Annotated in this window: 24 protein-coding genes; 3 read left to right on the top strand and 21 right to left on the bottom strand. The window is 72.9% G+C overall.

Features of this window, described 5'->3' with window-relative positions; all coding sequences use genetic code 11:
• Positions 1-120: 120 nt before the first annotated feature.
• The 5 genes from ACZ7CH_RS28390 to ACZ7CH_RS28370 form a co-directional block, all read right to left on the bottom strand.
• A complete protein-coding gene (locus tag ACZ7CH_RS28390; protein ID WP_470368972.1) occupies positions 121-2,733 on the bottom strand; it encodes an ABC transporter substrate-binding protein in 2,613 nt (870 codons plus the stop codon).
• 441 nt (positions 2,734-3,174) lie between these two features.
• Positions 3,175-3,744, bottom strand: a complete 570-nt coding sequence (locus ACZ7CH_RS28385; protein WP_470375363.1) for a hypothetical protein — start codon at positions 3,742-3,744, stop codon at positions 3,175-3,177.
• A 96-nt stretch (positions 3,745-3,840) separates the two neighbouring features.
• Positions 3,841-4,395 (bottom strand): hemerythrin domain-containing protein, encoded by a 555-nt coding sequence (locus ACZ7CH_RS28380; protein ID WP_360384491.1) that lies wholly within the window; start codon positions 4,393-4,395, stop codon positions 3,841-3,843.
• An 18-nt stretch (positions 4,396-4,413) separates the two neighbouring features.
• Positions 4,414-5,079 carry a hypothetical protein gene (locus ACZ7CH_RS28375; RefSeq protein WP_360384493.1) on the bottom strand — a complete coding sequence of 222 codons (666 nt, stop codon included), beginning with the start codon at positions 5,077-5,079 and terminating at the stop codon, positions 4,414-4,416.
• Position 5,080: 1 nt separating this feature from the next.
• On the bottom strand, positions 5,081-5,404 hold the full coding sequence (locus tag ACZ7CH_RS28370; protein ID WP_470375362.1) for a plasmid stabilization protein: 324 nt from the start codon (positions 5,402-5,404) through the stop codon (positions 5,081-5,083).
• Between the two features lie 70 nt (positions 5,405-5,474).
• Here ACZ7CH_RS28370 and ACZ7CH_RS28365 point away from each other — a divergent pair, with 70 nt between their 5' ends.
• Together ACZ7CH_RS28365 and ACZ7CH_RS28360 are read left to right on the top strand one after the other, a co-directional pair.
• Entirely contained in the window at positions 5,475-6,662 is a 1,188-nt protein-coding gene (locus ACZ7CH_RS28365) for a cytochrome P450 (protein WP_458432669.1), read from the top strand.
• Entirely contained in the window at positions 6,659-7,483 is an 825-nt protein-coding gene (locus tag ACZ7CH_RS28360) for an SDR family oxidoreductase (RefSeq protein ID WP_470375361.1), read from the top strand. The genes ACZ7CH_RS28365 and ACZ7CH_RS28360 overlap by 4 nt, the downstream gene beginning before the upstream one ends.
• Before the next feature lie 18 nt (positions 7,484-7,501).
• Here ACZ7CH_RS28360 and ACZ7CH_RS28355 read toward each other — a convergent pair whose 3' ends face one another.
• From ACZ7CH_RS28355 to ACZ7CH_RS28310, 10 genes are all read right to left on the bottom strand, one after another.
• Positions 7,502-8,002: a phosphatase PAP2 family protein gene (locus ACZ7CH_RS28355; RefSeq protein WP_360384501.1), complete on the bottom strand. Its 501-nt coding sequence runs from the start codon at positions 8,000-8,002 to the stop codon at positions 7,502-7,504.
• Positions 7,999-8,667: an SDR family oxidoreductase gene (locus tag ACZ7CH_RS28350; RefSeq protein WP_458432672.1), complete on the bottom strand. Its 669-nt coding sequence runs from the start codon at positions 8,665-8,667 to the stop codon at positions 7,999-8,001. The genes ACZ7CH_RS28355 and ACZ7CH_RS28350 overlap by 4 nt, the downstream gene beginning before the upstream one ends.
• The gene (rfaE2, locus tag ACZ7CH_RS28345) at positions 8,667-9,944 is read right to left on the bottom strand and encodes a D-glycero-beta-D-manno-heptose 1-phosphate adenylyltransferase (protein WP_470375360.1); all 1,278 of its coding nucleotides are present in this window, start codon (positions 9,942-9,944) and stop codon (positions 8,667-8,669) included. Before rfaE2 ends, ACZ7CH_RS28350 begins: the two co-directional genes overlap by 1 nt.
• A gap of 154 nt (positions 9,945-10,098) precedes the next feature.
• Positions 10,099-10,674 (bottom strand): D-sedoheptulose-7-phosphate isomerase, encoded by a 576-nt coding sequence (locus ACZ7CH_RS28340; protein ID WP_360384507.1) that lies wholly within the window; start codon positions 10,672-10,674, stop codon positions 10,099-10,101.
• Positions 10,671-11,885 (bottom strand): glycosyltransferase, encoded by a 1,215-nt coding sequence (locus tag ACZ7CH_RS28335; protein WP_470375359.1) that lies wholly within the window; start codon positions 11,883-11,885, stop codon positions 10,671-10,673. The genes ACZ7CH_RS28340 and ACZ7CH_RS28335 overlap by 4 nt, the downstream gene beginning before the upstream one ends.
• Positions 11,882-12,748, bottom strand: coding sequence for a glycosyltransferase (locus ACZ7CH_RS28330; RefSeq protein ID WP_470368966.1), 867 nt, complete (start codon positions 12,746-12,748; stop codon positions 11,882-11,884). The genes ACZ7CH_RS28335 and ACZ7CH_RS28330 overlap by 4 nt, the downstream gene beginning before the upstream one ends.
• On the bottom strand, positions 12,745-13,728 hold the full coding sequence (locus tag ACZ7CH_RS28325; RefSeq protein ID WP_458432676.1) for a glycosyltransferase family 9 protein: 984 nt from the start codon (positions 13,726-13,728) through the stop codon (positions 12,745-12,747). The genes ACZ7CH_RS28330 and ACZ7CH_RS28325 overlap by 4 nt, the downstream gene beginning before the upstream one ends.
• Entirely contained in the window at positions 13,725-14,240 is a 516-nt protein-coding gene (locus ACZ7CH_RS28320; RefSeq protein ID WP_360384515.1) for a D-glycero-alpha-D-manno-heptose-1,7-bisphosphate 7-phosphatase, read from the bottom strand. Before ACZ7CH_RS28320 ends, ACZ7CH_RS28325 begins: the two co-directional genes overlap by 4 nt.
• A gap of 62 nt (positions 14,241-14,302) precedes the next feature.
• Positions 14,303-15,295, bottom strand: coding sequence for an NAD-dependent epimerase/dehydratase family protein (locus ACZ7CH_RS28315; protein WP_360384517.1), 993 nt, complete (start codon positions 15,293-15,295; stop codon positions 14,303-14,305).
• Positions 15,292-15,687 (bottom strand): ChaB family protein, encoded by a 396-nt coding sequence (locus ACZ7CH_RS28310; RefSeq protein WP_360384519.1) that lies wholly within the window; start codon positions 15,685-15,687, stop codon positions 15,292-15,294. Before ACZ7CH_RS28310 ends, ACZ7CH_RS28315 begins: the two co-directional genes overlap by 4 nt.
• Positions 15,688-15,737: 50 nt before the next feature.
• On the opposite strand from ACZ7CH_RS28310, the gene ACZ7CH_RS28305 reads away from it, so the two are divergent.
• Positions 15,738-17,084 (top strand): aldehyde dehydrogenase family protein, encoded by a 1,347-nt coding sequence (locus ACZ7CH_RS28305; protein WP_458432677.1) that lies wholly within the window; start codon positions 15,738-15,740, stop codon positions 17,082-17,084.
• Here the strand turns inward: ACZ7CH_RS28305 and ACZ7CH_RS28300 are convergent.
• The 6 genes from ACZ7CH_RS28300 to ACZ7CH_RS28275 are packed head-to-tail and all read right to left on the bottom strand — an operon-like array spanning position 17,068 to position 23,986.
• Positions 17,068-18,297 (bottom strand): UDP-glucose dehydrogenase family protein, encoded by a 1,230-nt coding sequence (locus ACZ7CH_RS28300; RefSeq protein WP_470375358.1) that lies wholly within the window; start codon positions 18,295-18,297, stop codon positions 17,068-17,070. The genes ACZ7CH_RS28305 and ACZ7CH_RS28300 overlap by 17 nt on opposite strands.
• On the bottom strand, positions 18,249-19,124 hold the full coding sequence (locus ACZ7CH_RS28295) for a glycosyltransferase family 9 protein (protein WP_360384525.1): 876 nt from the start codon (positions 19,122-19,124) through the stop codon (positions 18,249-18,251). Before ACZ7CH_RS28295 ends, ACZ7CH_RS28300 begins: the two co-directional genes overlap by 49 nt.
• Entirely contained in the window at positions 19,121-20,344 is a 1,224-nt protein-coding gene (locus ACZ7CH_RS28290) for a glycosyltransferase (protein WP_470375357.1), read from the bottom strand. The genes ACZ7CH_RS28295 and ACZ7CH_RS28290 overlap by 4 nt, the downstream gene beginning before the upstream one ends.
• The gene (locus ACZ7CH_RS28285; protein ID WP_360384529.1) at positions 20,341-21,936 is read right to left on the bottom strand and encodes a carbamoyltransferase family protein; all 1,596 of its coding nucleotides are present in this window, start codon (positions 21,934-21,936) and stop codon (positions 20,341-20,343) included. The genes ACZ7CH_RS28290 and ACZ7CH_RS28285 overlap by 4 nt, the downstream gene beginning before the upstream one ends.
• Before the next feature lie 9 nt (positions 21,937-21,945).
• Positions 21,946-22,863, bottom strand: coding sequence for a UDP-glucuronic acid decarboxylase family protein (locus ACZ7CH_RS28280; RefSeq protein ID WP_360384531.1), 918 nt, complete (start codon positions 22,861-22,863; stop codon positions 21,946-21,948).
• Positions 22,853-23,986 (bottom strand): zinc-dependent alcohol dehydrogenase, encoded by a 1,134-nt coding sequence (locus ACZ7CH_RS28275; protein WP_470375356.1) that lies wholly within the window; start codon positions 23,984-23,986, stop codon positions 22,853-22,855. The genes ACZ7CH_RS28280 and ACZ7CH_RS28275 overlap by 11 nt, the downstream gene beginning before the upstream one ends.
• Between the last annotated feature and the right edge of the window lie 45 nt (positions 23,987-24,031).

Genomic DNA, 24,031 nt, shown 5'->3' with positions numbered 1-24,031 from the left:
CACCATCGGGGGCGTGGTACTTGAGAGTCACCCCACGACCAGGGCCGGACACTAACCGCTGATCACCAGCGGCACCACCAACTCTGACACCGAGTAGTACTTGCAGATGCCGGCAGGGGGTCAGGGGTCGCGGGGGCAGCCCTCGTCTGGTTCCAGGCCTGCGGCCAGCCCGCCGCGGAACGGCAGTTCGCCGCACAGCAGCAGCGGTGTCGAGGTCGTGTCGGTGTTGGCGCGCAGCACGAGCACGGCCTTGTCCACCGGCAGGCGGGTCGCGGCACCGAACCCGATCTTGCCGGTGGCGCCCTGGATCGCGTTGTCCGGCCGGATGCTGCCGATGCCCGCGAGCAGTCCCTCCCGCACCCGCGCGCCCGGATCCGTGCGGCGCACCTGCCGGATGCCCTCCGCCAGCACCTGCATGGCGTCGTAGGAGGCGGCGGACCGGCCGTCGCCGAGCTGCTGGCACGTCTGGCGGAACACGTCGAGGTAGTTCTTGTAGAACGGCACCATCGCGCAGTCCGACCACGCCGCGGGGCTCGCGAACGACAGGTAGTCCAGCCGCACGTTGGGGAACTGCGCCATCGTGCCCTCGAGGATGAACCGGGTCGACGAGTCGCTCGCGAGCACCGGCGGTGTGCTGCCCTGGCACCTGCTGTTCATGCCGCGCAGGAACTCCGCGAGGAACTGGGCCCGGCCCGCGTAGAACACCGCGTAGCCCGGTTTCCCGGCGGACGGGCAGGCGCCCTGGCCGAGGCTCGCTGGTGCGAGGCCTTCGTCGTCGTTGGCGACCCGGTAGGACTTGTACTGGTCGACCGCGATGCCGAGCAGCGCGAACGCGGTCTTCGCGTCGTCGGCGAGGTTCTGGCTGTAGCGGTCGGTGGGATCGCCGGAGTAGAAGATCGCCACGTTCGACACTCCCAGCCGCCACTTGGCGTAGAACGCCGCCACGGCCGCCTCGCGCAGGTTGTTGGGTCCGATCTGGTAGTAGTACTCGTTGATCGTCGCCATGTCGTCGGCCGAGGTCAGCGAACCGATCACCGGCAACGCGCTGCTGCCCAGCCGCTTCACCACCGACTTGGCCGTGTCGGTGCTGATCGACAACCCGGTCACCGCGACCACGCTGCGGTCGCGCGCCGCCAGCTCGATGATCTTGTCCGCCGCCAGGTCGCCCGACGCCAGACCGCGGCCACCCGGTCCCTCGCCGCCGTTGGCCAGCAGCATCCGGATGGGCACGTCACTGGTCTTCTGCGCCACCCACACGCCGCGCAGCTCCTCGACGAGGGCCGTGTAGCTGTTGGCGGTGCTCGGGGTCAGCACGCTCAGGAACACGATCGTGATGGCGTCCGGCCGGGTGGCGGCCTTGTCGTTCTCGGCCATGATCCGGCCGTAGACGTCCTGCAGCGAGGGCCGCACCTCCTCCGGCACGGACGGCGGCATGAAGTGGCGCAACGGGTCAGCGGACACGCCGATGCACTCCTCGCCGACCCGCTCCAGCGGCGCGCGCACCGACGGGGACCACCACGGCTCGCACCGGGCGTGGTTGACGAACGGCACGGCGGCCACGAGAGCGGCGAGCACCACCATCGCCAGCGGTGCGGCCACGGCACGGCGGAGCCGCATGGGCCCCATGTCCGACAACGCGCCGCTGACGCCCGGTGCCGGTTCGGAGGCGTCGGTCTGCAGCTCCAGCAGCCAGTTGTCCGACCGGGCCAGCTGCACGAGCCACCTGCGGTAGCCCGCCGACGCGTCGGCCGCGTGCCTTGCCGGTGCCTGCGCGGACTCGCCCGCCGCGATCACCAGCAGCGGATCGGGCCGGCTCAGCGAGTTCGCCCGCCAGGACTGTCCCTTGTGGACCGTGACGGTGTTGCGGGCGCGGCCGATCGAGTCGAGCAGCCACCGGCCGGTGCTGTCGCCACCGGCGGGACCGGCGTTCTCCACCAGCAGCCACGGGTAGCCGGTGCGCCGCCGTCCCGTCCCCCACAGCGACCACCGCCGGTGCGAGCGCCGCAGGTCCTCCAGGAACGCGCGCACCAGCAGGTCGCCGACCTCGTCCGCGTGCCGCTCTGCGAGGTGCTCCTTCACGAACGCGCGGGCCAGCCGGTAGAGCCCGCCCCGCGACCGGCCGCCGACCGGCTGCTCCCCCACCCACGTCGCCGGGCGCCACAGCAGCGCCGTCAGCGCCAGCCCGAGCCGCGGCGCCAGGGTGATGACGAGCCGGATCCACCACGGGAAGTCCTGGGCCAGGTCCTGCGACCCGTCGGGCCCGATGTTCATCCGCATCCGGCCGCGGACGTGGGCGCGGAACGCGCGGGCGATGTGCCGTTCCTCGTCCTCGGCGTCGCCGTCCTCGGGCAGGGTCAGCGCCAGCAGCCACCCGACGAGCGCGTAGTGCGGGAACCGCAGCCGCGCCGCGCCGGGCACCTTGCCGGCGAGCTGGCCGATCGCGTCGTCGAGGACCGCCCGCCGCGACTCGGGCGTGACCGGGTCGGCGCCGTCGACCCGTGCGCACGCGATCCGCTTGCCGCGCGCGGTCTCCGGCCTGCTCGCGAGCGGTTCGAGCGGACCGGCCGCGCCGGGAGGCCTGCGCAGGAACACGATCGGCAGCGGCACGTCCCGCGCGGGCCAGCGCGGGCGCCGCGAGAGCCGGTCCAGCAACGCGACGAGCTCGACCGCACCCAGGAAGTGCAGTCCGTCGGCCTGGTCCTCCCCGACGAACCAGTCCTTGGCCGTCACCATCGGCGCCCTCCCGTTCCGCTGGTCCCAAACGGGACCGGCACCCAGCGGATTGTCGGGTCAAGGGAGGTGCTCATTAGCCGGAACGACGGAATTCGTGCCGACCACGAATCCACGCGATGAGCTCAGGGGTGTGAAAACACGGGAGTTGTGGGTATACGGCGGTCATGATCGAGCCCTCTGCGCGCCAGCCTGCCGCGAGCCAGCCCGTTCCGCCGCAGCCGGAGCCGCCGCAGCCCGGCCCCGACCAGCCGCGTCCGGCGGGCCCGGACCCTGACCCCATCCCGCCGACGCCGGAGCCGCTGCCGCAGTCCACTGTGGCCGGTCGTGAGGCGGCGGGTCGGGTGCTCTGCCGCGGGGTTGTGGTCCCGCTGCGCCGGCCGAGTCGCCGCCGTGCGGTCGCGGGCGCCGGGGCGCACCCTTCGCGCAGGTCGGCCTAGCCGTTCACCTGCTCCGCACCGGTGAGCTCGGCAGCACGGGCACCGGTCCCGTGTACACCGGGAACACGACCGTGCCCTGCCTGCGCACGCTGAAGGCCATGCCCGGATAGCGGTCCTGCAGCTGTGCCGCGAGGTCCGCCGGTGGTTCCTCGGCCGTGCCCACCTCGACACCGGACCCGTCCGTCTTCGGGCCGGCGACGTTCACGTCCGCGCCCCGGCTCTTCCAGTGCTCGCGGTCGTCCATCACCCGCGTAACCGCTGCCTGCATCTCCGACTTGGTGTACCGGGCGTCCTGGAACAGGATGCGCGCGTGCGGTGCGAGTCCCGCGATCTCGGCGTCGAGCGTCGGATCAGGCTTGCGGTGGACCACCAGCGTGTCGCCGCGGACCTCCAGGCCCGCGTAGGTGGCGGTGTACCTCGACTCCAGCACCGGTTGGACGACGTCCGCGGCGGCCGACACCACCGGGTCGTTCACCGCGGTGGTGGGCTGCGCCGAGCGGAGCTCACCCGAGCTGTTCTGGCCGCACGAGGCCACGGCCAAGGTCAACGCGATGAGCAGCAGTGCCTTCTTCACATTCCGACCCCCGTCTGGTTCCGCCGATGAAGACGGAAGCGGACGGGGGCCGGGTTGTCGTCCGGTCGGGTGAACTTCCCGGCCGGACGACGGCGATCAGGAGGCGGCCTTCTGCAGCTCCTTCTTCAGCTGCTCCTTGCTCATGCTGGAGGCGTTGGGAACACCCATGTTCTTCGCCTGCAGCAGCAGCTCCTCGCGGGTGGCCTGGCCGGGCATCTCACCGAGGTGGTCGGCGCGGCTGCGCGCGAACTTCTCCCCCAGCTCGTAGCGGCGCTCGGCGCTGAGGCGCTTGCGCATGCCGGGCAGCACGGTCTTCTCCTCCTCCTCCACGTGGTGGGTGATGGAGTCGATGACCTTCTGCAGCATCTGCTCGTACTGCGGGGAGTCCATCTCGGCGTCGAGCAGCTTCGCGAGGAGCTGCTCCGCCTCGGCGTGCTCCTCCTGGCTGTGCTCGACCTCGTCGGACTCGCCGGCTTCCTGCTGGGCCACGGGGTACACCTCGGCTTCCTCGGCCCGGCTGTGCGCGACGAGCAGTCCACACAGGACGGGCGTGAGCAGCGGTCGCTTCTCCGGGTGGTTCTTCAGCTCGTCGAACAGGCGCTCGACCTCGCGGTGGTCCTGCATGATCAGGTCGACGACGTCGTACTGCACGGTGGTTCTCCTCGTTGGTCAGTTCCTGGGAAAGCGGGTGTTGATCGGTGCGACGCCGCGGCGGCCGATGCGGCCGAGCGCCACCCCGAAGGCGGTGATCACGACGGTGGCCACGCAGAGGCCGATGACGATCGACCAGGTGAGGCCGGCGTGCAGCAGTCCGGCCGCTGCGCCCGCGATGGCGCCGGCGACGAGGCCGTTCACGAGGTTCACCAGACCGGCCACGCTCAGCGCGGTGCCGATGAGCCGCGGCCGCCGGGCGTTGCGCCAGGCGGTCTGGCCGGAGTCGACCTCGACGCCGACCGTGTCGTCGTGCACCTGCCGGACGAACACGTCCCTGGTGCAGGGTTCGATGTCGCCGTACATGTGCCGGATGCGGTTGATCCCCAGGCCGGCCTGGACGTCCTCGACGCCGAGCTCGACCGTGCGGAAGAGCGTGGCGAGGCCGATCAGGAACAGGCCCGTGAAGATCACCAGCATCAGCGTCAGCAGCACCGGCAGCGGCACGACCTGGGCCACGAACCCCAGCGCGATCATCGACGCGGAGATCGTGGTGAGCAGGTGGCCCGCCCGGCTGGACGCGTCGGCGATCGTCGCGCTGCGCACCATCTGCAGCGTGTAGTGCTCGGTGGTGAGGATCGTGAGCGTGGAGCCCTTGTCCTCGACAGTGGTGGTGGGTGGCACGTCAGCGTCCGAGGGCGTGGGCGAGCTCCTTCTTCGTCATGGACGAGCGGCCCTTGACCCCGCGCTGCCTGGCCTCGTTGTAGAGCTGGTCGCGCGTGGGGCCCTGGGCGCCGCTGTGGGACCGCTGCCCGCCGCGCTGCTGCGGCGACTTGTCCTTCGTGGACGATCGGCTGGCGGTCTTGGACTCACCGGCCTGGGCGCGGTTCTTGTTCACCGTGCGCGCGGCGATCTCCTTCGCCCGCGCGGGTGACTCACCACGGCTGCGGGCCGAGTCCTCGATGTGCTCGTACTGGCGTTCACGTTTGGCGTTCGATCCGCGTGGCATGATGACCTCCCGCTGGCCGAATACCCCCGGTCGTGCCGGTTCACACGCACACGAGCGGGTAGTCCGGTGCATGGCCATCTCTTCACGACTCGACACCACGCGTGTCTTCGCGACGGTGTTGCTGCCCACGCTGGCGAAAGGCGTCATCGTCCGCAGGCCGGGCGTGATGGCGCTCGCCGACAAGGTCCAGTCCGACTCCACCGCCATCGACACGATGCGGCACCTGCGGGACCGGTACGGGCCCGAACCGGTCCGCCTGCGCGTCACCGGCCGCAGCGTCGCCGTGCTGGTCGACCCGGCTGATGTGGGACGGTTGCTGCGCGAGTCGCCGGAGCCGTTCGCGTTGGCCACCAGGGAGAAGAAAGCGGCGCTGCGGCACTTCCAGCCGCACGGCGTGCTCATCTCGGACGAACCGGAGCGCGACCGGCTGCGCGAGCTCAACGAACGCGCGCTGCGGCCGGAGAACGTGCCGGTCGAGGACGTCGTGCGCGACGAGGTGGACCTGCTGGTGCGGCACGTGATGAGCAACGGCGAGCTGACCTGGCAGGGGTTCAGCCAGGTGTGGTGGCGCATCGTGCGCAGGATCGTGCTCGGCAACGGCGCACGTGACGACGACCAGCTCACCGACGACCTGAAGGCGTTGCGGCAGAACGCGAACTGGGCGTTCCTGCACCCGCGGCAGGAGGGTCTGCGCGAACGCTTCCAGCACCGGCTCGACGAGCACCTCGCACGGCGCGAGCCCGGCAGCCTCGCCGCGTTCCCCGGCGACCTGTCCGGCCAGGTGCCGCACTGGCTCTTCGCGTTCGACGCGGCCGGGATCGTCACGATGCGGGCGCTGGCGGTGGGCGGCACCGGTGTGCGCGGTGTGCTGGAGTCGGCGCGGCTGTGGCCGACGACACCGATCATCCTGCGGGAGAGCACGATCGCGACCCGCTGGCACGGCACGTGGCTGCCGGAGAACACCGAGTTCGTGGTGTTCACGCCGTTCTTCCACCGCGACCCGGACCGGTTGCCGTTCGCCGACCGGTACGCGCCGGAGCTGTGGGACGGGCCGCGCGACCCGGCGATCGTGCCGTTCAGCGGCGGTCCCGGCGAGTGCCCCGGCCGCGATCTGGTGCTGGTCACGGCCGGAGCGGTGCTCGACGCGCTCAGCGAGCACCTGGCGTTCTCCGGTGTGCTGGGTGAGCCGCTGCCCAGGACGTTGAACCACTTCACCCTCCGCATGCCCGCGACCGCGGCGGGTACTCGCGTCCCATGACCACCGCACCCCTGCCCCAGGACCGCGCCGGCGCGCCGCTGCGCGCCGTCGTGACCGGCGCCGACTCCGGCATCGGCAAGGCCGTCGCGGTCGCGCTGGCCGGCGGCGGCGTCGACGCGGGCATCACGTTCCACGACGACGCCGACGGCGCCGAACGCACCGCCGAGGAGGTCCGCGCGGCGGGCGGCCGGTGTGCCGTGCGCCGCCTCGACCTCACCGACCTGCCCGGTGCCGCCTCCGTCGTCGACGAGCTGGCCGAGGAGCTGGGCGGCCTCGACGTGCTGGTGAACTGCGCGGGCACCGGCAGCAGCGAGAAGGCGCTGGAGATGTCGTACGAGAAGTGGCGGGAGGTGCTCTCGGTTGACCTCGACGGCGCGTTCCTGTGCTGCCAGCGGGCCGCGCGGCACATGATCGCCAGTGGTCGCGGCGGCCGGATCGTGAACATCACGTCCGTCCACGAGCACCTCCCCCGCGTCGGTGCCGCACCGTACTGCGCCGCCAAGGCCGGACTCGGTGCGCTGACCCAGGTTCTGGCGCTGGAGCTGTCCGAACACGACATCACCGTGAACTCCGTTGCCCCCGGCGAGATCTCGACGCCGATGACCGGCCAGGAGGACGTGGACCCGCGCACGGAGCCGCGGCCAGGCGTCCCGCTCGGACGGCCCGGTCACGCCGCCGAGGTCGCCGCGGTCGTGGCGTTCCTGACGACCCCCGCCGCCGGGTACGTGACGGGCGCGTCGTTCGTCGTGGACGGCGGGATGTCGCTGATGGGACCGCAGGCGAGCCCGCTCCTCGGCGACGAGGGGTGGAGGCGGCCCTGACCCGCGTGCGCGCCGGGATCAGCGCCTGGTCCCGGCGCGCACGGCCAAGCCGATCACCGCACCGAGCGCCAGGCCGCCGATGACGTCGGTCGGCCAGTGCACGCGGGTGCGCAGCCGGCTGTAGGCGACGAGCAGGACCAGCGGCGTGACGAACGCGCCGGCCACCGGGTCCTCCACCGCGGTGACGGTGCCGAAGGCGGCGGCCGTCACCGCGTGCTTGGAGGGGAACGACGACGAGTCCGGGTGCTCCGGCAACGCCTTGCGCGCGGGCAGCACCGAGTGCGGTCTGCGCCGGTGCACCACCAGGCTCACCAGGTGGCCCAGCGGCATGGCGGCCACGGCCGCGAGCAGCGCGTGCCGGGCGGTCCGCTTCCTGCCCGTCGCGGCGATGACACCCGCCACCGGCAACCACAGCAGGCCACCGCGCGCGCTCAGGCCGGCCGCGACGATCACCGGGTGTGGTCGTCTGGCCGGCAGGAAACCGCTGTCGAACTGGGAGTCCTCGTCGAGTTCGTTCACGGCCAGGACGGCTCCTGTGCGTGGGCGATCACGAGCTCGCGGACCTCGCACCCCTCGGGTTGGTTGAGCGCGAACAGGATCGCGGCCGCCACCCGGTCCGGCGGGTTGAGCTGGTCGAGGTCCTTCGGCCGGTACTGCTCGGTGCGGTCGTCGAAGAACTTCGTCCGCATGCCGCCGGGCACGACCAGCGTGACACCGGTGCGGCCCGCGGTCTCGGCCGCCAGTGCGCGGGTGAAGCCGACGACGCCGAACTTCGACGCGCAGTACGCCGTGGCGTCGCTGACGGCCTTGAGCCCGAGGGTGGACGCGACGGTGACCACCCGGCCGCCCTCCAGGTACGGCAGTGCCGCCCGGACGACGGCCGCGGTGCCGAACAGGTTGACCCGCACGACGTTCTCCCACTCGTCAGCGGGCACCTCCGCGAGCGTGCCGCACCGGTCGATGCCCGCCGCGGTCACCACCGCGTCGAGTCCTCCGTTGCGCTCGGCGAGCGTGCGCACCGCCTGCTCGGCGGCCCGTCCGTCCGCGAGGTCGACCAACTCGAAGTCGTGCACGCCCTCCGGCGCCGACTTGTCCAGCACCAGCGGGGTTCCGCCCGCTTCGCGCACCGCGTCCGCGACGGCCGCGCCCAACCCGGACGCGCCACCGGTCACCAGCACCTTCATCAAGCCCTCCTCGACAGGATCTCGGTCGTCGAATGCCCGCGGTGGTACGGCACCACGACGGTGCGCCCGCCCCACCGCCGGACCACCGCGGTCTCCGGCAGCAGCTCGGCGGTGTAGTCGCCGCCCTTCACCCAGATGTCCGGCCGCAGCCGGCCCAGGACGTGCTCGGGGGTGTCCTCGCCGAACACGACCACGTCGTCCACGGACTCCAGCGCCTTGAGCACCTCGATCCGCTCGGCCTGCCCGTTGACCGGCCGGTGCTCGCCCTTGAGCCGGCGCACCGAATGGTCGGAGTTCAGGCACACGACGAGGCAGTCGCCCAGCGCCCGTGCCGCCGCGAGCATCCGCACGTGCCCGGGGTGCAGCACGTCGAAGCAACCGCCGGTGGCGACCACGACCCCGCCGCGCCTGCGCACCTCGTCCACGGTGGAGCCGGGCTCCGCCCGCATGCCGGAGACACCGCCCTGCTGCAGGAACTCCGCCGCGCGCGCGACCGCGTCGGCCACGGCGTCGTCCGGTGCCGCGCCCCGGGCCAGCCTCGTGGTGACGGCGACGGCGAACCGGTCGCCGGCACCGCACGGGTCCACGGCCGGGATGACGGGCGCCGGAACGGCGACGGGTGTCCCTCCACAGTGGAGCAACGCACCGGACTTGCCCATCGTGACCACGACGGCACGCGCCTGCCAGGTCTCCCTCAGTGTGCGCGCCGCTTCCTCCGGGTCGGCGGTGCCGCTGAACGCGGTGGCCTCGGACAGGTTGGGCGTGACGAGCCGCGCGCCGGGCACCGGTCGCGGTCCGCGCGGGTGCGGGTCCCACACGACCGGGACGCGCGTGAGCACCGACCGCAGCCGTTCGTCGGCCAGCAGCCCACGCCCGTAGTCCGACGCCAGCACGAAGTCCGCGGTCAGCACCGCGTCGAGCATCTCGTCGGTGACCTGCGGTGCCGGGCCGCCCCCGCCGCGGTCCACCCGTGCCAGCGACGTGCCGCCGCTGCGCAGCCGGGTCTTCACCGGCACCGGTCCCGACTGCCCCACGACGGCGGGCACCTCGAACAACCCGCGCAGCCGCTGTCCGGCCTCGTCATCGGACAGGGCGGTCACCAGCGTGACGTCAAGACCGTCCCGCGCCGCCATGGTGGCGGCCAGCGCGGCACCGCCGGCACGGGCGTGCTCGTCGGCGACGTCCAGGACGGGGGCGGGCGCGTCCGGGCACACGCGGGTGACGGTGCCGCAGATGTCGATGTCGAGCAGCGCGTCACCGACGACGACGAGCTTCATGCCGGCCTCCGCTCTGCTGCGTGCGGTGGGCGGGCGGGCGCCGCACGCCAGGCTGTCGGCACTACCACGTCGCACCGCGCACGCGCCGTACCGCGCGATCCGGCCAGCTCGGGCCGCCCATCCCGCACCGCAGCCCGCGACGTCCCGGCCGCGGTCACGACACCCTCCGCCCCACGACCGGCAGCGCGGCCTCGAACGCCTCGCACAGCGCGTGCACCACGACCAGCTGCGCCTCCTGCACGTGGCACGGGTCGCCCGGCAGCGCGAGCACGTCGTCGGCCAGCGCGGCCAGCGGGTTCGGCAGGGCGCCGGTCAGGGCCCACACGCTCGCCTCCGCCACCCGACCGGCCCGTGCGGCCTCCAGGAGGTTGGGGCTGGAGCCGCTGGTCGAGATGAGCAGCACCACGTCGTCGGGGCGGGCGTGGGCGAGGACTTGGCGGGCGAACACCTGGTCGTAGCCGTAGTCGTTGGCGATGGCGGTGATGCTGGAGGTCTCGGCGTTCAGCGCCAGGGCCGCGAACGGGCGGCGGTCGTGGCGGTAGCGGCCGACGAGCTCCGCGGTGAGGTGCTGGGCCTCGGCGGCGGAACCGCCGTTGCCCGCGGCGAGCAGGCGGCCGCCCGTGGAGAGCAGGTGGGCCAGGCGGGCGCCCCAGCGGTGCACGAGGGAGGCCTGGGACTGCAGGCCGGACAGCGTGTGGTTCAGGCCTTCGAGGTGGCTTTCGAGGGTCACCGGGCCACCGCCAGCCGGTCGGTCGGCGCGAGGTGGCCGGTCGCGAGGCCGCGGTAGACCAGCTCGGTGCGGGCCGCCACCTCGTCCCACGAGTACATGGCCTCGACGCGGTCGCGGCCGGCGATGCCGTAGGCCGTGCCGCGGGACGGGTCGGCCAGCAGCGTGCGCAGCGCCCGGCCGAGGGCACGCGGGTCGCGGGGTGCGGTCAGCACACCGGTCACACCGTCGACCACGGTGTCGGTCAGGCCGCCCACCTCGGACGCCACGACGGGCACGCCGCAGGCCATGGCCTCCAGCGGCACGATGCCGAACGGTTCGTACCAGGGCACGCACGCCACGACGTCCGCGGAACGCAGCAACGCGGGCATGTCCGTGCGCGCGACCTGGCCGGCGAGCTGCACGCGGTCGGCGACGCCGAGCGACTGCGCCACGGCCAGCAGCCGTCGTGCCTCCGGGTCCGCGGTGAGGTCCGGTGGTCCGCCCACGATCACCAGCTCGGTGTCGTGCACCATCGGCAACGCGGCGATGAGGTCGGCGAACCCCTTGCGCGGCAACAACCTGCCCACCGACACGATCCGCCGGGGCGCCGACCGCGGCACCACCGGGCCGGCCACGCCGAACAGGTCGGTGTCCACGCCGCAGGGCACGACGACGGTCTTGTCCCGCCGCAGGCCCATGGCGACCAGCTCCCGCACCTCGTCGGCGCAGGTCGCGGCGATGACGGTCGCCTCCTGCCCGACCAGGCGCTCGACCGCGACGCGCTGCGGCGGGCTGGTGTCGTCCGCGCCCTGGTGGCGGCGCTTCACGGTGCCGAGCGCGTGGTAGGTGTGCACGATCGGCACGCGGGAGCGGCGGGCGGCCAGCACGGAGGCGAGACCGGACATCCAGAAGTGGCTGTGCACGACGTCGGGTGCCTTCTCCTGCCACTGCTCGTGCAGGAACCGGCCGAACTCGGCCATGTGCGGCAGCAGCTCGTCCTTCGGCACCTCCGCGGGCGGCCCGGCCGGCACGTGGACGACCTCGTACCCGTCGGGCGTCGTCACGCGGCCGGGCAGTGCCTCGCCGTCGCGGCGGGTGTGGACCACGACGTCGTGACCGCGCCGCACCAGTGCGGCCGCGAGCGACGCGACGTGCACGTTCTGACCGCCCGCGTCCGCGCCGCCCAGCACGGCAAGCGGACTTGCGTGCTCCGACACCATTGCGATCCTCATCCGACCCACACCTCCTTCAGCACCACGTCCCAGCTCCGCAGGAACGCTTCGAGCCCGTAGCGGGCCAACGCGAACTCACGCGCCCGTTTCCCTTTCTCGTGCGCAAGAGCCGGATCGGCGATCAGCTCCCGCACCGCCGACACCAGCTCCTCCACGTCCGTCGAGATCGCACCGGCCTCGGGCGGCACCGCGCGCATGGCTTCCGTGCACGCCAGCGCGACCACGGGCATCCCGATGTGCATGGCCTCCAGCAACGACAGCCCGAGCGACGTCCAGCGCGGTGTGTGCACGTAGACGCGGCGGCGCGCGAGCTCGCGGTGCAACGACTCCAGGTCGTGGTCCCCCATGCCGCCGATCTGCTCGGTGCCCATGCCGAACACGTCGACCGGGTCGAACCGCGGCAGCAGGTCGGTGCCCACGACCCGGCCGCGCCGCACCGGTTCGTTGATCACGGCCGCCGCCCTGGGCAGCTCACCGGTGTAGAGCTGCCCGGGGTCGACGACCCCGTGCTCGACGACGATCGTGCGGGTCCTGCCGCAGTCCCACATCAGGTCGTTGAAGTGCGTGACGTGGACCAGGGTCCCGTCCCAGTCCGCCATCGGGTGCCGCTGGCCGGGCGCGGCGGGCGTGTTGTGCTCCAGGTACACGACCGGGATGCCGCGCGGTACCAGCGACAGCTCCTCGACCCGTTGCACCACGGCCACGTCGGGGTCCACATCGGACAGTTCGATCTCGCGCGCCGCGGGCCACGGCCGCCCGGCGAGCCCGATGCCGTCCGGCGGACCGGGCACCAGGTACTCGTGTCCACCTTGGACGAACGAGTGCGTCCACGAACCGTGGACGTGCCACAACAGGATCCTCACGCTGTCACCTCCGCGACCGCCGCGACGACCGCGGCCGGGTCCACCAGGTCGAGACACGGATGTCCGGGCACCGGGCACTCGCGCGCCCTGCTGCCCCGGCACGGCGCGTTCTGGTCACCGAGCAGCACGTGCCTGCCGTACGGCGCCCACCGGACGGCGGGCACCACCGGCGCGAACAGCGACACGACCGGGGTGCCGACCGCGGCCGCGAGGTGGGCGGGTCCGGTGTTGCCGACGACGATCGCGGCAGCACCCTTCAGCACCCCGGCCAGCTCGCGGAAGCCGGTGCGCCCGCCCAGGTCGAGCCCGCACGCGCCGGCAACGTGCCCGGTCAGCTCGGCCTCGGCCGGTCCGCCGGTCACGACCACCCGGTGCCCGGCGGAGGTCAGCGCGACCACCGCCTTCGCCCAGCGGTCCGGCGACCAGGTGCGGGCGGGCGCCGTCGCACCGGGGTGCACCACCACGTACGGACCGCTCAGGTCCGCCTCCGGCGGGTCGGTGACGGCGAGCCGGCCGTCGTCGCCCTCCGGCAGCTCGAACCCCGCGGCTCGGGCGACCTGCAGGGCCCGCTCCGCCTCGGGGATGTCCGGGTCGTCGCGCAGCCGCACGTCCAGCAGCGACCCCGGGTAGTCGGTCGAGCGGGCCACGATCTTGGGCACGCCCGCCAGCCGCAGCAGCAGCGCCGTGGGCAGCGGGCTCTGGTGGAACGACGTCAGCACCAATGCCACGTCGGCGCGAATCCCGTGCACCAGCGCGATGACGGCCTCGATGTCGACCGGGCGCACGTCGGAGGCCGGGTTGACGATCCACGGGCACTCCCACTCGACGATCCGGCTGACGCCCGGCAGCAGCTCGGCGGCGCGGACACCGTTGGGGCCGCACAACAGCACGACCTCGCCCGCCGTCGCGGCCGCGCGCACCGCCGGACCGGCCAGCAGCACGTCACCGTCGCTGTCGAGGCGGGCGACCAACGTCCTCATCGGACCATCTCCAGCACGCCGAACAGGTCGGGTGCGGTGTGCGGTGCACCGGCGACCTCGTCCGGCCTGGTCACCTCGGTCGGCACGAGCAACGGCACCGCGCCCGCGGCCTGCGCGGCCTCGACGTCGGAGCCGATGTCCCCCACGAACAGCGTGCGGTGCGGACTCACCCCGAGGGCTTCGCACGCGGCCAGGACCATCCCGGGAGCCGGCTTGCGGCACGCGCAGCCGTCCTCGGGCGCGTGCGGGCAGATCTGCCAGGTGCCGAACCGGCCGAGCAGCTCGTCGACCCGTGCGTTCACGGCCGTGACCTGCGTCTTCGTGAGCAGGCCACGGCCGATCCCCGACTGGTTGGTCACCACGCCGGTGAGCAGGCCGTGGGCACGCAGGCCGTGCAGCACCTCGCGGGCGCCCGGCATGGGTGTCACGGCACTCGGGTCGCCGTTGTACGGGACGTCCCGGATGAGCGTGCCGTCGCGGTCGAAGAGGACCGCGTCGAAAGTCCCGTCCATAGAGGAGATTTAGCCGAGAAAAGCGGCTTGAAACGCTACTCGGCGAAGCGGTTCTCCCCGTCTCACAGCACCGGGCTGGCGTCGACCTCCTGACCGGCGCCGATGCCCCGAACAAGAGCACGAAGAGCTTCCTGTGACCCGAAAGTGGGCTCCCAGCCCAGTTCCGACCGCGCCCGCGACGCGCTGAGCAGCGGCGATGCCAGTGCGAGGTCCACCCAGCCCGGCGGAGTCGGTTGAAGCCGCAACAACCAGGACGCGTGCGCCAAGAACCGCATCAGCCGCGCCGGCACGGGAACGTGGCGGCCACCGAGGACGTCGGCGAGAACACGGGGAGTGACGACGGGTTCGGCGACGAGGTTCACCGCGCCGTGCGGGCGGTGCCGCAGGATGCGCACCAGACCGTCGGCCACGTCGTCGGCGTGGACGAACTGCAGCACCAGGTGGCGCGGCAGCGGCAGCACCGGGATGCGGTGCCGGAACAGCCACTTCGGCACGAGGCTGCCGAGGAAGTAGTCGCGGATCTCGGACCCGGCGTCGGACTGCAGGATCAGGCCCGGTCGCGGGCGGGAGATGAGCAGCTGCGACTCGAACTGGCCCAGCAGGTGCTCCACCGCGGCCTTGTGCCTGCTGTAGAACGACGACCGCACGCCCTTGACCGGCCACGACTCGTCCACCCTGCGGTCCTTCGTCGCCGGCGAGTACGCGCCGACCGACGACATGTGCACCAAGTGCCCCACGCCCGCGTCGACCGCGGCGGTGAACACGCGTGCCGAACCGGCGATGTTCGTGCGGTACAGCGCGCGTTCGTCGTGCGACGGCTGGATCAGCCACGCCAGGTGCACGACGGCGTCGGCGTTCTCGAACGCGGTGGCCAGCACCTCCTCCGCGCCCGGCCGGCCGATGTCGACGGGCGTCCAGGTGATCCCCTGGTAGGGCGCGGCGTTCGCGGGACGGCGGCGGGAGATGCCGTGCACCTCGATGTCGGGCTCGTCGGCGAGCCTGCGCAGCAGGGCGGTGCCGACGTTGCCGGTCGCGCCGGTGACGACGACCTTCACGAGCGCGCCCGAGCCGTCGCGCGGGTGTTGGCCCTGTCGATCGCGTCGACCAGCTCGTCCTTGGTCATCTGCGACCTGCCCTCGACGCCCAGCCGCTTGGCCAGGTCGTAGAGGTGCTGCTTGGTCGCGTTCGCGTCCACGCCACCGGCGGTCTCACCCTGCTGCGGGGTGCTGCGCTCGGCCTGCGGGTCGGACGGTCCCTTCTCGTCCTTGGCCTCCCAGTGGTCGCCCACCTTCTCGAAGCTGTGCTTGAGCGCGGAGAACGCGGTGCGGTGCGCCCGTTCCCCCTCGCCGTAGGACTCGACGGCCGAGTCGTGCGCCTTGATCCACGTGCGCTGGGCCTTCTTCGACGACCGGGCCACCGTGCTGGGCAGTTCCTCGCGTCCGGGCATGGTTCTCCTCCCAGGTGTTTCTCCCTGCTCAGAAGGGCTACCCGGCGGACATGACCACCATGCACGCCATCGACGTCCGCAGCCCCCTGGACGACCAGCCGGTCGGCTTGCTCCCCGTAGCCGGCGAGGACGACGTGACCGCCGCGCTGGCCGCCGCGCGGACCGCTCAGGCGGAGTGGGCGGCGACACCGGCGGCGGAACGCGGAGCGGCGGTCGCCGCGGCGGCGGCCGAGCTCAGGGCGCGGGCCGGCGACCTGGCCGCGGTGATCGAGACCGAGACCGGGCGGCCGCTCGCCTCCGCGCGGGAGGGCGTGCTCGCGGGCGCCTCGACGCTGGTGCAGTACTCCGAGCTCGGTCCGGTCCACCGTGGACGGTCGTTGCACGGCACCGCGGTCGACTTCATGATCCCGCAGCCGCGCGGGGTGGTCGTGGCGCTGACGCCGTGGAACGATCCGGTGGCGGTGGCGTGCGGGCTGCTGGGGGCGGCACTGGTCACCGGGAACACCGTGGTGCACAAGCCGAGTGAGCGCTGCCCGCACACCGGTCTGCTGCTCGACGCGGTCCTGCGCCCGTTCTTCCCCTCCGGCGTGCTGCAGACGCTCACCGGCGCGGGCCCGGTCGGTGCGGCGCTGGTGAGCGGTGACGTGGACGTCGTCGCGCACGTCGGCAGCACCGCGACCGGACGCGCCATCGCCGCGTCCACCCGCGCGAAGGTGTTGCTGGAGAACGGGGGCAACGACCCGTTGCTCATCGACGACGACGTCGACCCGAGGTGGGCGGCGGCGCAGGCGGCGCTGGGCGCGTTCACGAACGCGGGCCAGCTCTGCGTGTCGGTCGAGCGGATCTACGTGCACAAGACGATCGCCGCACCGTTCCTGGAGGAGCTGTGCGCGCTGGCCCGCCGGTGGAACGAGCAGCCGCAGCCGCTGGTCGACGTGCGGCACCGGGAGTTCGTGCACGGCCAGGTCGCCGCGGCCGTCACCGCCGGGGCGCGGGCCCTCGTCGGCGGGGAGGTCCCGCCCGGTCGCGGCGCCTTCTACCCCGCGACCGTGCTGGCCGACTGCACCTCGGCGATGCAGGTCATGTGCGAGGAGACGTTCGGCCCGGTCGCCCCGGTGCAGGCGGTGCCGACGTTCGACGACGGGCTGGCCGAGGCGTGCTCCGGCGACTACGGGCTCGCGGCGACCGTGCTGACCGGGTCGATGGAGCACGCCACCCGCGCGTGGCGTGCGTTGCCGGTGGGCACGGTGAAGGTGAACAACGTCTTCGGCGGTGCCCCCGGCGGTGCGGCCCAGCCGCGCGGGGCGTCGGGCACCGGGTTCGGGTACGGGCCGGAGCTGCTGGACGAGATGACCACCGTGAAGGTGGTGCACCTCGGGGTCAGCGGCCGGTCGTGACCAGCAGGAAGCCCGCCTCGGCCACCTTGTCGCGCGGCACCACGTTGCGGGTGTCGAGGATGCGCGGGGTGGCCGTGTGGCGGGCGAGCTCCGGCCAGTCCAGCTCGGCGAACTCCGGCCACTCCGTGAGCACCACCAGCATGTCCACGTCCCGCGCCGCGTCGGCGGGGGTGGCGTGCACGGCGATGCCGTCGAGGTCGCCGGTGACGCACGGGTCGTAGCCGGTCAGCCGGGCACCCTCCCGGGTGAGCAGCTCCGCGACGGCGAGTGCCGGCGAGTCGCGCAGGTCGTTGGTGCCTGCCTTGAACGTGAGCCCGAGCAGGCCGATCCTCTTGTCCCGCAGCGGACCGGTCTCCGCGCGGATGCGGTCGACGACGCGGTGCGGCTGGTGCCGGTTGGTCGTGACGGCCCCCTCCAGCGTGGGGAAGTCGACGCCGGCCTGCCGTGCGGTGGCCAGCAGCGCGAGGGTGTCCTTGGGCAGGCACGAGCCGCCCCAGCCTGGTCCGGGTTCCAGGCAGGACGCGCCGATCCGGTCGTCGAGCCGCATGCCCTCGGTGACGCCGTCGATGTCGGCGTCGACCTGCTCGCACAGCTCTGCCAGGGTGTTGACGTAGGAGAGCTTCAGCGCCAGGAAGCAGTTGCTGGCGTACTTCACCAGCTCCGCGCTCGTGTTGTCGGTGATGACGGTGGGCGCGCCGGTCGGTTCGTACAGCGCGGCCACCTCCAGCGCGTGCCGCTCGTCGCGGGCGCCGACGACGACCCGTTGCGGCCGCAGGAAGTCCTCGACAGCGTGGCCCTCGCGCAGGAACTCGGGGTTCGACACCACCCCCGGGTACCGCGCGGCCGTTCCCACCGGCACGGTGGACTTCAGCACCAGCCGGCACCCCCGCGGTGCCTCGGCGATGACCGCCTCCACCGCCGTGAGGTCGGCCGCGCCGTCGGGTCCGGTGGGGGTCGGCACGCAGACGAACGTGAAGTCCACGTCGGACAGCGCCTCCCGGTTGCCGGCCACGAACCGCAACCGCTCGGCGTTGCGCACGACGAGCTCGCGCAACCCCGGCTCGTGCAGCCCGACCTCACCCGCGGCGAGGGCGGCGACCTTGGTCTCGTCGACGTCCGCGCACACCACGTCGTGGCCGAGGTGCGCGAAGCACGCGGCCGTGGTCAGGCCGACGTAACCCGCGCCGACAACACCGATCCGCTGGGGTCGCACAGCACACCTCCTGCAGCTTCGAGGACCTCGTCCACGGTGATCCGCAGCAGGCCGGGGTCGGGTTCGGCGGCGAACGTGTCGCCGGTGGAGCCGTGCCAGAGCACGAGGTGCGGCCCGTGCCGCGGCCCCCAGAGCTGAGGCGGCACCGGCCCGAACAACAGCACCGACGGGGTGCCGTAGGCGGTGGCGACGTGCGCGACGCCGGTGTCGCCGCAGATGACCAGCCGCGCGGTGGCGACGAGGTCCAGCAGCTCGGCCAGGCTGCCCGAGAACGGCGTCGGCGAGACCCTGCGGGCGAGCTCGCGTTCACCGGGCCCGGCGGTGACGACGACATCGCTGCCCAGCGCGCGCACCACCGTCGCGTACCGGTCAGCCGGCCAGCGCCGCGCCCCGGTGCTGGCGCCGGGGTGGACCACCATCCGGTTCGTGCGCGGCCCGACCGGCGGCAGGTGCAGGTCGGCCGGGTCGCACGGGATGCCGTTGCGCTCCAGCAGGTCGCACCACCGGACCACCTCGTGGTGGTCCTCGCGCCAGTACTCGTGCGTGATCAGCCGCTGCGGCCGGGTCGCCCGCAGCAGCTCCACGCTCTGCGGCCCGCGACCGTGCAGGTTCACGGCGAGGTCGGGCCGGTCGAACGCGATCGGCGCCAGCTCCTCGGTGGGCAGCAGGCGGTCGACCGCGTCGATCCGGTCCACGACGTCCCGCAGCCACTCCGGAGCCGCCAGGGTGATCTCCGCGTCCGGGAACGCGGCTCTCAGCCCGCGCAGGGCCGGTACGGCGGTCAGGAGGTCACCGAGGCCGAGGGCGCGCAGGACGAGGACCCTCATCGGCCGGCCCTCCGCGGTCGCAGCTCGTCGGCCGGCAGCCGGTCGGGCTGAACGTCCCGGCGGTCGCCCAGGTCGGTGGCCTGGCGGTCGCCCAGGTTGGTGGCCTGACGGTCGCCTGGGTGGGTGGCCTGACGGTCGTCCAGGTCGGTGGCCTGACGGTCGTCGAAGTCGGCTGTCCGACGGTCGCTCAGCCCCGCAGCCAGCCGATCGCCCAACTCACCAGAGCGCTGCCCATTCGGCGGCACAGCCTGCGGCTCGCCCACTCCACCGCTCCGCGGCCGGCCACCCTGCGGAACCGGCACCTCGCCGCCCTCCTGCGGCACCCGAGCGACCCGCCGGTGCCGCCACTCCCCGCGCACCCGGTGCCAGCACGCCACCGGCGGGATCGCCGCACTGGTCACCACCATCTCGGCGACCTCCCGCACGTCACGCGGCCCCGGCGCGATCCGCGCCCAGGCGAACCACCCGGTCAGCCCCGCCCACACCGCCGCCAGCACCGCACCGGCCCGCCGCCGGCCCGTCAGCCCGCACAGCACCGCGCCCACCCCGGCAGCGGTGGTCAGGGCGTGCACCCGCAGCCGACCCCGCCGGCCACCGATGCGCGACCGCCAGCCGGGGCCGAGCAGGCGGCGCATCAGGGCGTCGTCGGCGTTGCCGCGTTGCTGCTGCACGCTGGTGAAGAACGTCGCGGGCTTGACCGGGTGCGTCGTGACCCGTTCCCCGCGCACGATCCGGTACCCGCGGTCCTGCACGCGCAGCGCGAGCTCGGCGTCCTCGCGGTAGGCGCGCGGGAACCGTTCGTCGAACCCGCCGCACTCCGCCAGCGCGGAACGGCGGTAGGCCATGTCGGCGGTGATCCACAGGGCGTCGGCGAGGCCGGCGGTGCCGCGTTCGGCGTCGGTCGGCCTGCGGTCGGGTGGCAGCGGCACCACGATCCACGCCTGGGTGGCGGCCACGTCGTCCGCGAGGCCTTCCAGGTCCGCGGCCAGCTGGGTCTTCCAGTCCCGCGGCAGCACCACGTCGTCGTCGACGAAGGCCACCCAGTCGCCGGACGCGGTGCGCCAGCCGGTGTTGCGGGCGGCGGCCGGGCCCAGGCGGGTCTCGCTGTCGTCGACGACGACGACCTCCAGCGGCTCCGGGCCGGGGCCGTTCTCGAGCACGTCGAGCAGCGCGTCCAGGGACGCGCGGCCGACGGTGGGGATCACGACGGAGTACTTCATCGGCGCACCACGAAGGGGCCGATGGCGAGCAGGTCCACCGGGGACGAGCCGAAGCACTCCAGCGCGTCGCGCGGGGTGTCGACCATCGGGCGGCCCGCGGTGTTGAGGCTCGTGTTGACCACGACCGGCACGCCGGTGAGCTCCTCGAAGCCGCGCAGCATCCGTTCGAGCAGCGGGTCACCGGCCACGGTCTGGGCCCGCGCGGTGCCGTCGACGTGCACCACGGCCGGGATGCGGTCCCTCCACTCCGGACGGACGTCGTGCACGAACAGCATGTAGGGGCTGGGGATCGGGCCGCGGGTGAAGATCGTGGCGGCCCGTTCGAGCAGCACCATCGGCGCCACCGGGCGGAACTGCTCCCGGCCCTTCACGTCGTTCAACCGGTTCAGGTTCTCCGGGAAGCACGGGTTCGCGAGCAGCGACCTGCGGCCGAGTGCGCGCGGGCCGTACTCGCTGCGGCCCTGGAACCAGGCCACGATCTTGTTGTCCGCCAACGCCCGCGCGACCTCGGCGGCCACGTCGGCGGGGCGTTCGTAGGGCACGGCCGCGGTCTTGAGCACCGACTCGATCTCGGCGTCGGAGAAACCCCGGCCCAGCGCCGCGGTCGGCATCGGCTCGACCACGTCGGTGCTCGCGTGCAGCGCGGCGCCGAGAGCGGTCCCGGCGTCACCGGCGGCGGGCTGGACCCACACCTCGTCGAACGGTCCCTCGGCGAAGATCCGGCTGTTCGCCACGCAGTTCAGCGCCACGCCACCGGCCATCGCGAGCCGCCGTTCGCCGGTGTGCTCGTGCAGCCACCCGGCCAGCTCCAGCAGCACCTCCTCGACGCGGACCTGCACGGACGCGGCCAGCTCCGCGTGCTCGGAGGTCAGCTCCTCGTCGTCGGCCCGCTGCTTGGCCAGGGTGTTCCAGTCGAACGGCGTGATCTCGAAGCCGCCGTCGCGGACCACCACGTGCTCGCGCATCAGGTCCAGGTGCACCGGCTTCGCGTGCGAGGCCAGCGCCATGACCTTGTACTCGTCGCTGGACCGCAGGAACCCCAGGTGCTCGGTCAGGTCCTCGTAGAACAACCCGAGCGAGTGCGGCAACCGCTGCGCCGCCAGCGTGGTCAGCTCCTGGTCGACGTACCGGCCGGCCAGGTGCGACCCGCACTCGCCGCGCCCGTCGGCCACCAGCACGGCGCAGTTGCCCGCGAACGGTGCGGCCAGGCCGGTGGAGGCGGCGTGGGCGACGTGGTGCGGTACGAACTGGACGATGTCGGGGTCCAGCCCCGGCAGGACGGTGGAGAGGAACTGCGGCGCGCGCCGCACGTACTGCGTGCGCAGGTCCTCCCACGGCGCGTACTGCGCGTCGACCAGGTCCGGGTCGTAGGAGTAGGCGACGGCGTCGAGGTCCGCCGCCGTCAGCCCCGCCTGCTCCAGGCACCAGCGCGCGGCCAGCTCCGGCTGCTCCCACGCGGAGAACGGCACCGGGCGCTTGCCGTGCTTGCGGCGGGAGAAGCGTTCTTCCTCCGCTGCCGCAACGGTCTTGCCGTCGATCACGAGAGCGGCGGCCGGGTCGTGGAACACCGCGTTGATCCCGAGGACTCGCATGGTCAGCGGCTACCCGGCGAAGTGCCGGGCAAACGAGCGCAGCCCCTCTTCCAGCGGAACGCGTGGCTGCCAGCCGAGCACCTGCCGTGCCAGCGCGATGTCGGGGCGGCGGCGGCGCGGGTCGTCGGTCATCGGCTCGACGTGGCGGATCTCCGACGAGCTGCCGGTGACCTCGATCGTCTTGTGCGCCACGTCCAACACGGTCACCTCGGCCGGGTTGCCGAGGTTGATCGGGCCTGCCTGGTCGGTGCGGGCCATCGCGAGCAGCCCGCGCACGAGGTCAGAGACATAGCACAGCGACCGGGTCTGCCGGCCGTCGCCGTGCACGGTCAGCGGTTCTCCGGCCAGCGCCTGCCGCAGGAACGTGGGGATCATCCGACCGTCGTGCGCGCGCATCCGCGGGCCGTAGGTGTTGAAGATCCGCACGATGCCCGCGTCCACGCCGTGCTCCTGCCTGAACGCCATCGTCATCGCCTCGCCGAAGCGCTTGGCCTCGTCGTAGACGCTGCGCGGCCCGATCGGGTTGACGTGGCCCCAGTAGGACTCGCGCTGCGGGTGTTCCAGCGGGTCGCCGTACACCTCGCTCGTGGAGGCCACGACGACCCTGGCCCCCTTGCGGCGGGCCAGCTCCAGCGCGTGGTAGGTGCCGAAACCACCGGCGCGCAACGTGTCCACGGGCATCCGCAGGTAGTCCGCGGGCGAGGCCGGGCACGCCAGGTGCAGCACCAGGTCGACCGGGCCGAGCAGGTCGAGCGGACGGGACACGTCCGCGGTGACCACGCCGACACCTTCCGGCACGTTGGCCCGCGAGCCGGTGCGGAAGTCGTCGATGCACACGACCTGCGCACCGTCCCGCAGCAGCGCTTCGCACACGTGCGAGCCGAGGAACCCCGCACCCCCGGTGACGACGACCCTTTCAGGCGACATCGAGGACCGTCTTCAACCAGCCGTCCTCGCGCAGGTCGAACGACTTGTACGCGTCGATCGCGGCGGCGGGCTCCTCGTGCTTCGTGATGAACGCCGTCGGGTCCACGACACCGGAGACGACGAGGTCGAGCAGCCGCGGGAGGTAGCGGCGGTGGTTGCAGTTGCCCATGCGCAGGGTGAGGTTCTTGTTCATCGCCTCGCCGATCGGGAACTGCTCGAAGCCCGGCGGGTAGACGCCGATGATCCCGATGGAACCGGCCTTCGCGACCATCTCCACCGCCCACTTGAGCGCGAGGTCCGGCGCGTCACCGGGCTTCCACTGCTCCCCCCTCTCGCCACCGGGCTTCTCGGCGTCGACACCGACCGCCTCGATCACCCGGTCGACGCCGATGCCGCCGGTCAGCTCCTTCACCACCTCGGCGGGGTCCTCGGTGTTGAAGTTCACCGTCTCGGCGTTCTGCTCGCGGGCCTTGTCCAGCCGGGACTCGATGCCGTCGACGACGATCACCCGTCCCGCGCCCTGCCGCTTGGCCGACGCGATCGCGAACTGACCGACCACGCCCGCGCCCAGCACGAGCACGGTGTCACCGGAGCCGACCTCGGCCAGCCGGGCGCCGAACCACGCCGTGGGGAAGATGTCGGAGAGCAGGATCGCCTGGTCGTCGCTCACCGCGTCGGGTATGCGCACCAGCGTCGTCATGGCGTACGGGATGCGGGCGTACTCGGCCTGCAGCCCGTCCACCGGTCCGGTCGGCTGGGGGCCGCCGAAGAAGCAGGTGCCGGCTTCCGGGCCGTTCGGGTTGGCGGTGTCGCACTGGGCGAAGTACCCGGCCCGGCAGTAGGAGCAGGTGCCGCAGCCGACCGTCGAGGTCACCACCACCCGGTCACCGGGCGTGAACCCGCGCACCGCGGACCCGACCTCCTCGACGACGCCGACGGCCTCGTGGCCGAGGACCGTGCCCTCCACCATGCCCGGCATCGTGCCGCGGACCATGTGCAGGTCGGTGCCGCAGATCGCGCTGCGGGTGATCCGGATGACCGCGTCGGTCGGTTCCTGGATGCGCGGGGCGTCCACGTCGTCCAAGCGGATGTCGCCCACGCCGTGCCACACAACAGCCTTCATCGGCCCTCCTCGTTTCCAGGCTGGTTCCCGTGCCGGAGCGGCACA

The organism is Lentzea sp. NPDC037011 (genome assembly GCF_055607425.1).
Note: the sequence above shows the minus strand (reverse complement) of the source record. Positions and strands in the feature narration are given on the sequence as shown.